The organism is Delftia sp. WY8 (genome assembly GCF_018437695.1).
Taxonomy (GTDB): Bacteria; Pseudomonadota; Gammaproteobacteria; order Burkholderiales; family Burkholderiaceae_C; genus Comamonas; species Comamonas tsuruhatensis.
The window spans coordinates 3,319,496-3,331,727 of sequence record NZ_CP049795.1 but is presented as its reverse complement, the minus strand read 5'-3'; the positions used below and the strand labels follow the sequence as shown (position 1 = coordinate 3,331,727).

The window sequence follows — 12,232 nt, the reverse complement described above, 5'->3', positions numbered from 1 at the left end:
TGCGGCAGGGCGGAAGACTAGCGCCTCCCCCGAGGAACGCGCTCAGTGCAGCACGCGGTTGTCAGGGTCTGGAAAGCTGTCGCCGCCAGCGCCCGACTGCAGATGAAAGCGCGGGATGGGGCACTCGAAGACTTCGCCCTCGTGGCTGATGCACAGATAGGTGCCCTGCATGCTGCCGTTGGGCGTGCGCAGCTGGCAGCCGCTGGTGTACTCGAAGGTCTCGCCGGGCTGCAGCAGCGGCTGGCGGCCGATCACCCCCAGGCCCTTGACCTCTTCGACATGGCCCAGTTCGTTGGTGATGATCCAGTGGCGCGCGATCAACTGGCCCGGCACCTGGCCGGTATTGGTCACGGTGATCGTGTAGGAGAAGGCGTACACGCCTGCCGCTGGAGCGGATTGCTCTGGCAAAAAGGCGGGGCGGACCTGGACCTGGAACTCGTTCATGGGCATGGCGGCAATGGTAACTGCCCGCAATGTACCGGCTTGCGAACGTCCCCACGCGCCGCCGCCCATGGCTTTGTGCCGTCGCTGGTGCCGGTATGGGCTAGCTGCGACAATCGCAGGCCATGAGCCCCACCTACCGCATCGCCCCCTCCATCCTGTCTGCCGACTTCGCCCGTCTGGGTGACGAGGTCAAGAATGTGATCGCCTCCGGCGCCGACTGGATCCACTTCGACGTGATGGACAACCACTACGTGCCCAACCTCACGTTCGGTCCCATGATCTGCGAGGCCCTGAAGCCCCATGCGAAGACGCCCGACGGCCAGCCCGTGCCCGTCGACGTGCACCTGATGGTCACGCCCGTGGACGAACTGGCCACGGCCTTCGCCAAGGCCGGCGCCGACTACATCAGCTTCCACCCCGATGCCACGGCCCACGTGCACCGCAGCATCCAGAACATCCGTGCCCAGGGCGCCAAGCCGGGCCTGGTGTTCAACCCGGCCGCCTCGCTGGACGTGCTGGACTGGGTCATCGACGACATCGACCTCATCTTGCTGATGAGCGTGAACCCCGGCTTCGGCGGCCAGAGCTTCATCGACAGCACGCTGCGCAAGATCGAGGCCGCGCGCAAGCGCATCGAGGCCAGCGGCCGCGACATCCGCCTGGAGGTGGACGGCGGCATCAAGGAAACCAACATCCGCCGCGTGGCCGATGCCGGTGCCGACACCTTCGTGGCGGGCAGCGCCATCTTCGGCAAGCCCGACTACAAGGCCGTGATCGACGCCATGCGCGGCGCCCTGGCGGCCTGAGCTTCGGCCTGCCTCCAGCAACGAAAAGGGCCCGCGAATTGCGGGCCCTTTTCGTTGCTGCGTCGAGTTGCGTTGAGTTGGATTTTGCGCAGCGCAGGCCGCAGCGACGCGGCCCCTTCAGCCGCCTCGCTCGTGCTCTGCGGGCATGACGAAGATGCTGCGGCCCTGCGTGTCGACACCGGGCGGCGCAAAGCGCGCCACCGGCACATGGCTGTGCCGGATGGAGCTGACCTTCCACGCGAATGTCCTGCCCTTGCTGGTGAAATTGAGGGTTTCGCCGCAGGTGACGTTGATGGGCGTCTTCTGCGACAGATCGACGCTACGGTAGGAGCCTGCAGGCACGGGTGAGCCGTAATGCGATTGACCGTTGGTAAAAGTGTCCGCATGGGCCATTGGGCAGGCAAGAAAAATGCCTGCGATATACAGGGCATTGATGTTTTTCATGAAATGCTCCTTGGCGCAAATGGGATTTTCAATTCAAATGGAACATGGATAGCAGGCCGTGGCAATGGTTTGGCAAATGCGGCAAAAGGGTATTGCCCGGCCTGCCGCCAGCGGTTTTGCAACGCTGGCGGGAATAATCCCGGAAAGGAAATCAGAAGCTGTGGCGTATGCCCACTTCCGCACCCGTTGACGTGCCCTTGGGAGCAAGCCCCGGTGCACCGCCCGACAGGGCGAAATTCGCATTGCCCTTGTTGGATATGCGGGCCACGGTTCCATACAAGGCCGTGCGGCGCGACAGATCATGCACATAGCCGATGGCATATTTGTTCGCATCGCTGCCATTGAATGCCACCGGACCCTTGCGCGAATCGGTACGCACATAGGAGGCGCGGAGATGGCCGCTGCCCACGGGAACCGTCATGCCCAGCAGCCAGCGGTCCTCGGAGCCCAGGGTGCTGCTGCCGTAGGTGCCGAAAGGCAGGTCCTCCCGCTGGAAGTGGCCCATGAGCTTGGCGAAACCGAAGTCGTACGAGGCGCCCGCGCCATACTGCCTGAACTTGGCGCCGGCGGCGCCGATGTCGGTCGTGCCATAGGACAGCGACAGGCTCAATGGACCGTTTTCGTAGTGAACCCGGCCTGCCACGTGGCGGCCCACGTTGCTCGATGGGTTCTCGTCCATGGCGTACATGAATTCCGCACGCAGGCCCCAGAGGCTGGGCGAGAGGTACTGGATCGCGTTGTCGCGGCGGTAGTAGGACGGTGAGAAGCCGTCCGGCATGCGGCTTGCCACGGCGGAACCGCCCAGTCCGATCACGCCGAACGGATCGTATTTGTAGGTATGTGCCGAAGCCGGCGAAAGGTCGCGGCCCAGGCGCACTTCGCCGAAACCTCCCGACAGGCTCACGGTGGAACGGCGCTGGAAGAACTTGCCCGTGGAGCTGAACGTGCCCGTGTCGGCATTGACGTCCGACTCCAGCCAGAAGCCGGCCCTCAGTCCGCCGCCCAGATCCTCGTCGCCGCGAAATCCCAGCCGCCCGGAGGCCAGGCCGCTGTTGTTCATGGTCAGGTTGCCAGGCAGGTCGCTGTTCCTCACGTAGCGCGCATTGACGTCTACGATGCCGAACAGGGTGATGGATGACTGCGCGCTGGCCGCCAGCGAAATGACGGGCAATGCTGCCGCCAATATGCGATTGAATTTCATGCCTGATCCTTGTATTGAATGGTGGATTCCATGCGCATCCATTTTCAAAACGGATGCTGTGGTAAATACTAGAATCCGCAGGCGATCGCAGTCGGTCTTGAAAAGAAATGGGCAGGGCATGGCAAGCCATTCACAGGCTTTTCGTGCAAAACCTGTTCCACCCCGCCAACACCAGAAGGGAGGGGCTGCCATTCATGACAGTTACCTTTCTTCAAAATGTCTTGAATGTCACTTTGCTGTCGGGTGTATGGATGTTGGGCATTGATAGCATTCAGGGGATTGACTCCGGTGAAATAAAAATAATCCGTGTCGTATCGCTGATGCGGCTGTGGGTGGGTATTGAAATATAGGCGGGGGGGCGAAAATGCGTCGCGAGGATGTCAAGCTGAGGATGCTGGCAAGAAGAGGGGACACGGGGGCCAGGCTTCAGCTCGGGGAGGCCTATCTGGCAGGGGGGCCGGGCGTGCCCAGAAGCATTTCCGTGGGGCTCGGCTACCTGCAGGCCGCACTGCCCCAGGCCAAGCGCCAGGCCTCGGTCTGCATGGCCCAGCATCTGCCGCTGAGGCAGTTGCTGGAGCACGGGCTGCTGGAGCCTTTGAGGATCGCTGCGCAGTACGAGGATGTCGGGCGCCAGAAGCTCGCCGCATGGCATCTCATCCGGGGGGAACTCGATCTGGCGCTGGAATGCCTGGGCCGGTGCAGCGCTTCCCTTCCGTGCCACGGGGCAGGCGGCGCATCCGCGCTCACCTGCGGCGAGCTGCTGCAGGTCCTGCAGATCCTGCGCGCCGTACAGCCGCAGGACATTGCCGAGGTCATGGCCAGCGAAGCCCGCCAGGCCATGGCCATGGGCCAGTCGCCACGCGCAGTGCAGATGCTGGAGCTGCTGGGCGATCTGCCCCATGCCGCTGCCTGTCCCGCCATACAGCAGCTGATCGCCGACCTGGTTCACCAGGCGGAGGTGGCAGGCCATGGCCTGGGGCGGCTGGCGGTGGGCTGGATAGAAAGCAGCCTGGAGCGCTGCGCCGCCGATGGCGACTTGCGCGCCTGCCATGCGCTGGGGCGGGCGCTTTCCGGCCAGTCCTGCGCTCACCTTGCGCCAGACAACCTCGTGCACGCGCAGAACCTGCGCAAGGCGGCCGCCCTGCTGCTGCGCGCCGCCGATGGCGGCATCGCCGTCGCCTGGCTGCACCTGTTTCGCCTGTGTTCCGACTACCGCAGTTCGGTGGCCAATCCCACGCTGGCGCGCTTTTGCCTGGAGAAGGCGGCGCGGCACGGCCTGGCGGAGGCCCAGCGCCGCCTGGGTGCGCTGGTGCTGCGTGACGCCACACGCATCGAATCCATGGAGCAGGGCGTGGCCCTGCTCCATGCCGCGGCGGCCAAGGACGACGAGCAGGCCGGGCTGCTGCTGCGCTCATTGCTGCTGCCCGTGGACGGGGGCGACGAGGAGGCGCTCACGGCCATCGAGGCGGTGCGGCCCGATGCGCCGCGGCTGGCCATGCGGCTGCGCCTGGCGCGGGCGTTCGGGCTCACCAAGCAGGAGGCGCTGTCGGTCGATCCCTTGACCGCCATGCGGCCCTGGGGCCTGGTGGTGGGCCACAACCCCTTTGTGGCGAAGGCACGGCTGTGCGAGCCCCGGGCCGTGCCCGCGACCACGCCCGAGGCCCGCTGCTGCCTGGAGCAGGCCGCTTTCCTGTTCTCGGCGCAGCGCCAGGAATCCCTGGTGCCGGAAGGATCGCTGCGGGCACGTTCGCTGCAGTTGCGGCGCTTGTTCCACCGGCTGCAGATCAGCGAGACGGTCTTTTTCGCCTCCGCCTCCTCCCGGCAGCGCGAGGCCATCCGCGTCGGCACGAAATGGGCGCGACGGCAGCAGCAGATGCTCAGGCAGGTGCTGGCCTGAGCCTTGCCGTGCGGTCAAAGGAGCGAGCATGAAAGTCCTGATCGTGGACGCCCATCCTCCATCGGCGCAGTACCTGTGCCAGGGCCTGTGCCAGGACGGGTTTAACGTGGACGTCGCGCATGACGGCCGGCAGGGCCGCGACATGGCACTGAGCCGTGCCTACAGCCTGGTGGTGCTGGACCTGGACCTGCCCGGGTTGAGCGGGCGAGAGGTCCTGCAGGCCCTGCGCCGGGCCACAAGCACCCCCGCCATCGTGGTTGCCGCAAACGACAGCCTGGAGGACCAGGTGTTCTGCCTGCAGCACGGCGCGGATGACTACCTGGTCAAGCCCATCAGGCTGCCGGTGTTCCTGGCCCGCGCAAGGCTGCGCATGCGCGGGTCCGCCGGGCGGGAGGGCATGCGCCTGACTTTGGCGGATCTGGTGCTGGACCTGTCCAAGAAGCGGGTCGAACGCGCCGGTCGCCGGCTGGACCTGACCCGGCAGGAGTTCGCCGTCCTGTGGCTGCTGCTGCAGCGCCAGGGCGATGTGGTCTCGCGCGCCGAATTGGTGGAGCAGGTCTGGAGCCTGCCCGTGGATGCCTTGAACAACGCCGTGGACGTGGCGGTGTGCAGGCTGCGCAGCAAGCTCGACGATCCCTATGCGGTCAAGCTGCTGCACACGGTGCGGGGCATGGGCTATATGCTGGCGCTGCGGACAGATTCCCCGTGACCGCAGCCTTGCCTACCCCAGCCACTGCCGGATGCGCCCCGCCAGCGCCTGGGCGCTGATGCCGTAGCGCTCATGCAGCGTGGGCAAGGCGCCCGCGTCGAGGAAGGCGTCGGGCAGGCCCGCCAGCCGAAAGCGCGCGGGCCGCACATCGCGCTCCAGCAGAGCGCCGGCCACGGCCTCGCCCAGGCCGCCCACCACCGAATGGTTCTCCGCCACCACCACCAGGCGCGGCCCGCTGGCCACGGCCTGCACGATGGCCTGCACATCCAGCGGCTTGATGGTGGCGCAGTGCAGCACGGCGGCGCCTACGTTGTCGGCGGCCAGCAGCTGGGCGGCCTCCAGCGCGCGCATGGTCATGAAGCCGCTGCAGATGATGAGCACCTCGCGGCCCTCGCGCAGCATCTTGGCCTTGCCCAGCTCGAACCGGTAGTCGTACTCGTCCAGCACCAGCGGCACGTTGCCGCGCAGCAGCCGCATGTAGACGGGGCCGCGGTGCGCCGCGATCTGCGGCACGGCCTGGGTGATGTCCAGCGCATCGCAGGGATCGACGATGGTCAGCCCCGGCACGGCCCGCATCATGGCCAGATCGTCCGTGGCCTGGTGGCTGGGGCCGTAGCCCGTGGTCAGGCCGGGCAGGGCGCAGCAGATCTTGACGTCCAGGTTGTCCTCGGCAATCACCTGGTGGATGAAGTCGTAGGCGCGGCGCGTGCCGAAGACGGCATAGGTGGTGGCAAACGGCGTGAGCCCCTCCTTGGCCATGCCGCCGGCGGCGGCCATCAGCAACTGCTCGGCCATGCCCATCTGGAAGAAGCGCTCGGGGTGGGCCTGGGCGAACAGGTGCAGGTCGGTGTACTTGGCCAGGTCGGCGGTCAGGCCGACCACGTCGGGGCGGCTGGCGGCCAGCTCCACCAGGGCCTTGCCGAAAGGCGCGGCCTGCACGCGCTGGCCCTCGGCGGCGATGGAGGCGATCATGGCCGAGGTGGTCGGCCGGGGCTTGGGGGTGGCAAGAGGCATGTTCATGGCAGGGCGGGCTCCAGGGGTTGCGATGCGTCCAGGATGGCGATGGCCTGCTGCCACTCGGGCGGATCGACGCGGATGAAATGGTTCTTCTCGCGCTGCTCCAGGAAGGGCACGCCCTTGCCCATCAGCGTGTCGCAGAGGATGACGCGGGGCCGGTCCTCGGCCAGCGCCCGTGCCGCGTCGAAGGCCTGCACCACCTGGCCCAGGTCGTTGCCGTCCACGCGCTGCACATGCCAGCCGAAGGCGGCCCATTTGTCGGCCAGCGGCTCGAAGCCCAGCATGCGCGTGGAGGGGCCGTCGGCCTGCTGGTTGTTCACGTCCACCAGGCAGATCAGCCGGCCCAGGCCGTGGTGGGCGGCGGACAGCGCGGCCTCCCAGGTCGAGCCCTCGTCCAGCTCGCCGTCGGACATGGAGTTGTAGACAAAGGCATCGCTGCCCTTGTGGCGCAGCGCCAGCGCCATGCCCACGGCGATCGGCAGGCCCTGGCCCAGCGAGCCGCCCGAAATCTCCATGCCTGGCGTATAGCTGGCCATGCCCGACATGGGCAGGCGGCTGTCATCGCTGCCATAGGTCTGCAGCTCCTCGTCGGACAGGATGCCCGCCTCGGCCAGGGCCGCGTAGAAGGCGATGGCGTAGTGGCCGTGCGAGAGCAGGAAGCGGTCGCGGCCCTCCCACCCGGGCTCATCGGGCCGCAGCCGCAGCGCGTCGCCATAGGCCACGGCCAGCACATCGGCCCAGCCCAGGGCCTGGCCTATGTAGCCCTGGCCCTGCACCTCGCCCATTTGCAGGGCGCGGCGGCGTATGCGCCAGGCACAGGCCGCGAGCCGGGCCAGGCGCTGTTGCAGTTCTTGGTTCATGCATCGTCTCCTAGGGATGGAAAGGCGCGCGGCTCAGCGCAGGATGCTGGCCGGCACATAGGACACCAGCGCCAGCACCGCCAGCGCCACCAGGTAGAAGGGAATCAGCTCGCGCACGGTCTGGCCCACCTTGACCCGGGCCAGCGAGCTCGTGATGAACAGCGTCGTGCCCACGGGCGGCGTGTACAGCCCCAGGGCCAGGTTCACGACCATCATGATTCCGAGCTGGGTCATGTCCATGCCGATGCTCTGGGCCAGCGGCACGAACACCGGCGTGAGCAGCAGCACGGCGGCCGGCAGGTCGATGAACATGCCGATGAAGAGCATCAGCAGGTTCATCAGCACGATCACCAGCCAGGCCGAATGCACATGCGACTGCACCCACTGGACGATGCCATCGGGCATGCGGTCGAAGGTCAGCAGCCAGCCGATGGCCGCCGAGGCCATGATCACCAGCAGCACCACGCCCGTGGCCAGGCCCGCATGCACCACCGCATCGTTGAGCCGGCGCCAGCCCAGGTCGCGGTACACCACTGCCGACACCAGGCCCGCATACAGCGTGGACAGCACGGCCACCTCGGTGGGCGTGGCGATGCCCAAGCGCAGGAACACGATGATCAGCACCGGCAGCAGCAGGGCCGGGCTGGCGTACAGCAGGTGGCGCCGGAAGGCGGGCCAGGCGAAGGGCGTGGTGTCGCGCGGAAAGCCGCGCCTGCGGCCCACCCACCAGCACACGCCCATGAAGCCCGCGCACATCAGCAGCCCCGGCACGATGCCCGCCACGAACAGCGCCGCAATCGATGCATTGGCGCTGAGCGCGAACAGGATCATGGGGATCGACGGCGGGATCAGGATGTCGATGGTGGCCGCCGCCGCCAGCGTGGCCGCCGAGAACGCGGGCGGATAGCCCAGCCGCCTGTGCCACGGGATCATCAGCGAGCCGATGGCCGAGGCGTCGGCCACGGCCGAGCCCGACACCCCGCCGAACAGCGTGGACGACATCACCCCCACCTGGGCCGGCCCGCCGTGAAAGCGCCCTATCAGCGCCGACAGCACGCCCACCAGGGCCTCGCCCAGGCGCCCGCCCATCATCAGCGAGCCGGTGAGCATGAAGAACGGGATGGCGATCAGCGGAAAGCTCTGCACCTGGGCCACCATCTGCTGCACCAGCAGGTCCAGCGGCACGCGGTCCGAGGTGGCGGCCGCCGCCATGGCGCCCATGAGCAGCGCGTGGGCAATGGGCATGGCGATCACGGCGCCCGCCATGAAGACGAAAAGCATGATGAAGGACATGGCACCCTCCCTTCACCAGTGCGCGCCGGCCACGGGCCGGGCCGGTTCGGCAGACGCACCAGCCGCACCGGCCTGCGCGGATACCCGGTCCCTGCCCGCCACGCAGGCGCGCCATGCCGACTGCAGGGCCAGCAGGGCCAGCAGCGCCATGCCCACCATCACGCAGCCATAGGTCAGCGAGCCGGGAATGCCCAGGATCTGGCTGCGCTCGTCATGCACGATCTCCAGCATGTTCAGCGTGGACCAGGCCAGCGTGGCGTACAGGGCGGCCACGGCCAGCCAGCCCAGCACGGCCGTGGCGCGCCGCACGCGGGCAGGCAGGGCCTCGACCAGGAAGCTGGTGGTAATGTGGGCGCCATGGGCGGCGGCCAGCACCACGCCCGACATCACCAGCCAGGGAAACAGCAGCTCGGGCACCTCGTTGGCCCACTGCAGGCTGGTGCCGCTGGCATAGCGCAGGGCGGTGTTGCACACCAGGATCACGAAGATCACCAGGGTGCTGGCCCACAGCACGGCGCGGCACAGGCCCGTGACCAGGCGTTCGATGAGGTTCATGGATGGCTCCCTGCGCTTGACTGCGCGCCCGCGGCCTTGACGACCTTGGCGATATAGGGGCCCGCAGGGCTGGCCAGCCACTTGTCCTGCACCTTGGCCGTGGCCTGGGCGAAGGCCCGCGCGTCGATGGTGCTCACCTCCACGCCCTTGGCGCGGATGTCGTCCAGCAGCTTGTCGTCGGCCTCGCGCGACAGCTGGCGCTGGTAGGCCGTGGCCTCCTGCGCGGCCTCGGCCAGCAGCGTGCGGTCGGCGGCCGGCAGCCGGTCCCAGCTGCGCTTGCCCATGATCAGCGGCGTCATCTGGAACATGTGGCCCGTCAGCGCCAGGTGCTTTTGCACCTCGTACAGCTTGCTGGCGTGGAAGTTGGCCAGCGGGTTCTCCTGGCCGTCGACCACGCCCTGCTGCAGGGCCACGTACAGCTCGGCGAACTTGATCTGCTGGGCCTCGGCGCCCAGGGCCTGGATGATGTCCACCAGCACCGCGTCGGGCGGCGTGCGCATCTTCAGGCCCTTGAGATCGTCCACGCTGCGCAGGGGCCGCTTGCTGTTGGTCATGTGGCGTATGCCGTTGTCCCAGTAGCCCAGCACCACCATGCCCTTGGCGGCCGATTTGTCGGCCAGCTCCCGGCCCAGCGGCCCGTCCAGCAGCTGGAAGGCCCGGGCCGGCGTGGCGAAGAGAAACGGCATGCCATAGGCCGCGTACTCGGGCACGGCCGCGGCCACCGCGCCCTGGGAATTGGCCGACAGGTCCAGCGCGCCCGTGCGCAGGGCCGTGACCATGGCCGCGTCGTCGCCCAGCTGGGCCGAGGGGGCGACCTGCACCTCGATGCGGCCCGCGCTGCGTGCCTTCACGAGTTCGGCGAACTTCAGCGAGGCCAGGTGGCGCGGATTGTCGGGCGCGGCGCCGTGCCCCAGCGTGAGCTTGACGGCCTGGGCACAGGCCAGGGCCGGCAGCAGCAGGGCGCAGGCGGCCAGGGCGGCGCGGTGGAAAAGCGTGCTTTGCATGGTCTTGTCTCCTTTGCTTGGGTTGTGTGCGGCCATGCAGGCCATGGCCAGGCGCGCGGGGCTCAGTGGATGAGCATCCCGCCGTTCACATCGAGCGTGATGCCCGTGCAATAGGCGGCCAGGTCGCTGGCCAGGAATACGCAGGCGCCGGCCACATCGTCGGCGCGGCCCAGGCGGGCCAGCGGAATCGTGGCGGAGATCTCGCGCTTGCGCTCGGGGCCGAGCTTGCCCTGGGTGATATCGGTCTCGATCAGGCCCGGCGTGACGCAGTTGATGCGTATGCCCTTGGCGCCGAACTCGCGCGCCATGGCGCGGGCCAGCCCCAGCACGCCGGCCTTGGCGGCCGAATAGTGCGGCCCGCCGAAGATGCCGCCGCCGCGCTGGGCCGAGACGGAAGAGATGCAGACGATGGCGCCCGCTTGCTGCCTGCGCATGGCCGGCAGCACGGCCTGGGACATGTACAGCGTGCCGCGCAGGCTCACGTCGAGCACGCGGTCGTAGTCGGCCCCGCCGATCTCCAGCGTGCCCACGGCCTGCGTGATGCCCGCGTTGTTGACCAGCGCGTCGATGCGGCCGAAGGCGCGCAGCACGGCGGCGGCCGCCGCCTCGCACGAGGGCTTGTCCGTCACGTCGGCCACCAGCCCCAGGTGCCCTTCGCCCAGCCGCGCGGCCGCGCCGGCCGGATCGGCCCGCTCCAGGTCGAGGATGGCCACGCGGGCCCCCTGGGCGGCCATCTGGCGCGCCGTGGCAAAACCGAGTCCGTTGATCCCTGCGCCGCCGGTGATGATGGCGACCCTGTCCTTGAGCAGCATGTGCCTGTCTCCGCTGTAGTGGTGGTGGATGCAGCCATCTTGGGCTGTCACGAGCATGAAGACAAACGATGTTTCATCAGCCTAAGATGACGGTTCTTCAGCTCACGTACGGGGTCTCCCGGGGTCTGCCCGTGAGCTGCCCGCGTCTTCGAGGAACTTGCCATGGCATCCATTCCCAGCAGTGCCCACCTGCAGGCCTTCGAGGCCGTGGCGCGCCGGCGCAGCTTCGCGCTGGCCGCCTCCGAGCTGCACCTGACGGCCTCGGCCGTCAGCCACCAGGTGGCCAAGCTGGAGGCGCAGCTGGGCGTGCGCCTGTTCGAGCGCAGCGCGCATGGCGTGCGCCTGAGCCGCCCGGGGCAGGCCTACCTGGAGCGCGTGGGCGGCGCGCTGGCGGCCATCGTTTCGGCCACCGAGGACCTGCGCCACAGCATGAGCAACAGCCTCTACGTGCACTGCGCGCCCAGCATCGCCAGCCTCTGGCTCATGCCCCGGCTGCGGGACTTCGCACGGGCCTGCCCGCACATTGCGCTGAACCTGTCGGCTGCGCATTCGCACAGCGACTTTGCGCTGGGCCAGGCCGATATCGACATCCGCTACGGCATTGCGCAGTGGCCGGAGCTGGAGGTGGAGCCACTGTTCGAGGAGCACATCCTGCCGCTGGCCAGCCCCGCGTTCGTGGCCGAGCATGGGCTGCAGCGCGTGCAGCAGTTGCTGCATGTGCCGCTGATCCAGAGCAACGTCAGCATCGTCCAGTGGTCGGACTGGTTCCAGGCGTTCTCGCAGCTGCGCGCGCCAGAACGCTTTGCCGTGCGCTTCGACCGCGCCCAGATGTCGCTGGACGCGGCCACGCAGGGCCTGGGCGTGGCGCTGGAAAGCGCCATGAACGCGGGCGGCCACATTGCCGACGGCCGGCTGGTGGCCCCCTTCGGCATGGACCGGGCCCTGCGCGTCAAGGCCCACTTTGCCGTCTACCCCGCGCGCAACGCCCGGCGCCCCGCCGTGGCGGCCTTCCTGGCCTGGCTGCATGCCGAGGCCGCCCGCACCGAGCAGCAGCCCTGCCGCCAGTGCCCGGACTGAGTTGGCGGCCGGACCGGGAAAAAGGGGCCGGACAGATATTCCCGCATCCGGCGGAAAAGGCCTGCGATGCAATTTCTCTATGAATGAGCGAGTGCGCGGCAAATGGTTTTATT

At 68.0% G+C, this 12,232-nt stretch carries 14 protein-coding genes; 5 read left to right on the top strand and 9 right to left on the bottom strand.

What is annotated here, in order from left to right; all coding sequences use genetic code 11:
* Nucleotides 1–42: 42 nt before the first annotated feature.
* Complete coding sequence (apaG, locus tag G4D77_RS15380; protein ID WP_016450604.1) at nt 43–450, bottom strand: Co2+/Mg2+ efflux facilitator ApaG/CorD; 408 nt, start codon at nt 448–450, stop codon at nt 43–45.
* A 116-nt stretch (nt 451–566) separates the two neighbouring features.
* Here apaG and rpe point away from each other — a divergent pair, with 116 nt between their 5' ends.
* Entirely contained in the window at nt 567–1,250 is a 684-nt protein-coding gene (gene rpe, locus G4D77_RS15375; RefSeq protein ID WP_016450603.1) for a ribulose-phosphate 3-epimerase, read from the top strand.
* A gap of 117 nt (nt 1,251–1,367) precedes the next feature.
* On the opposite strand, the gene G4D77_RS15370 is transcribed toward rpe, so the two are convergent.
* Both G4D77_RS15370 and G4D77_RS15365 read right to left on the bottom strand, forming a co-directional pair.
* Nucleotides 1,368–1,694, bottom strand: a complete 327-nt coding sequence (locus G4D77_RS15370) for a CzcE family metal-binding protein (RefSeq protein ID WP_154836257.1) — start codon at nt 1,692–1,694, stop codon at nt 1,368–1,370.
* 151 nt (nt 1,695–1,845) lie between these two features.
* Nucleotides 1,846–2,895 (bottom strand): porin, encoded by a 1,050-nt coding sequence (locus G4D77_RS15365; protein WP_016450601.1) that lies wholly within the window; start codon nt 2,893–2,895, stop codon nt 1,846–1,848.
* Nucleotides 2,896–3,038: 143 nt separating this feature from the next.
* Between G4D77_RS15365 and G4D77_RS15360 the strand changes: the two genes are divergently transcribed.
* The 3 genes from G4D77_RS15360 to G4D77_RS15350 all read left to right on the top strand — a co-directional run bounded on the left by G4D77_RS15360 (nt 3,039) and on the right by G4D77_RS15350 (nt 5,501).
* Nucleotides 3,039–3,245 carry a hypothetical protein gene (locus tag G4D77_RS15360; protein ID WP_154836255.1) on the top strand — a complete coding sequence of 69 codons (207 nt, stop codon included), beginning with the start codon at nt 3,039–3,041 and terminating at the stop codon, nt 3,243–3,245.
* Nucleotides 3,246–3,358: 113 nt separating this feature from the next.
* Nucleotides 3,359–4,792, top strand: a complete 1,434-nt coding sequence (locus G4D77_RS15355) for a hypothetical protein (protein ID WP_227740863.1) — start codon at nt 3,359–3,361, stop codon at nt 4,790–4,792.
* A gap of 28 nt (nt 4,793–4,820) precedes the next feature.
* Nucleotides 4,821–5,501, top strand: a complete 681-nt coding sequence (locus tag G4D77_RS15350) for a winged helix-turn-helix domain-containing protein (RefSeq protein ID WP_016450599.1) — start codon at nt 4,821–4,823, stop codon at nt 5,499–5,501.
* A gap of 12 nt (nt 5,502–5,513) precedes the next feature.
* Here G4D77_RS15350 and G4D77_RS15345 read toward each other — a convergent pair whose 3' ends face one another.
* The 6 genes from G4D77_RS15345 to G4D77_RS15320 all read right to left on the bottom strand — a co-directional run bounded on the left by G4D77_RS15345 (nt 5,514) and on the right by G4D77_RS15320 (nt 11,042).
* Entirely contained in the window at nt 5,514–6,521 is a 1,008-nt protein-coding gene (locus G4D77_RS15345; protein WP_047327989.1) for a transketolase family protein, read from the bottom strand.
* On the bottom strand, nt 6,518–7,378 hold the full coding sequence (locus G4D77_RS15340; RefSeq protein WP_154836251.1) for a transketolase: 861 nt from the start codon (nt 7,376–7,378) through the stop codon (nt 6,518–6,520). Before G4D77_RS15340 ends, G4D77_RS15345 begins: the two co-directional genes overlap by 4 nt.
* Before the next feature lie 33 nt (nt 7,379–7,411).
* Nucleotides 7,412–8,671, bottom strand: a complete 1,260-nt coding sequence (locus G4D77_RS15335) for a TRAP transporter large permease (protein ID WP_016450596.1) — start codon at nt 8,669–8,671, stop codon at nt 7,412–7,414.
* A 12-nt stretch (nt 8,672–8,683) separates the two neighbouring features.
* The gene (locus tag G4D77_RS15330) at nt 8,684–9,226 is read right to left on the bottom strand and encodes a TRAP transporter small permease (RefSeq protein ID WP_016450595.1); all 543 of its coding nucleotides are present in this window, start codon (nt 9,224–9,226) and stop codon (nt 8,684–8,686) included.
* Nucleotides 9,223–10,230 carry a TRAP transporter substrate-binding protein gene (locus tag G4D77_RS15325; protein WP_154836249.1) on the bottom strand — a complete coding sequence of 336 codons (1,008 nt, stop codon included), beginning with the start codon at nt 10,228–10,230 and terminating at the stop codon, nt 9,223–9,225. Before G4D77_RS15325 ends, G4D77_RS15330 begins: the two co-directional genes overlap by 4 nt.
* 62 nt (nt 10,231–10,292) lie before the next feature.
* On the bottom strand, nt 10,293–11,042 hold the full coding sequence (locus tag G4D77_RS15320; RefSeq protein ID WP_154836439.1) for an SDR family NAD(P)-dependent oxidoreductase: 750 nt from the start codon (nt 11,040–11,042) through the stop codon (nt 10,293–10,295).
* A gap of 162 nt (nt 11,043–11,204) precedes the next feature.
* Here G4D77_RS15320 and G4D77_RS15315 point away from each other — a divergent pair, with 162 nt between their 5' ends.
* A complete protein-coding gene (locus tag G4D77_RS15315; protein WP_034367884.1) occupies nt 11,205–12,119 on the top strand; it encodes a LysR substrate-binding domain-containing protein in 915 nt (304 codons plus the stop codon).
* The last annotated feature ends 113 nt before the right edge of the window (nt 12,120–12,232 follow it).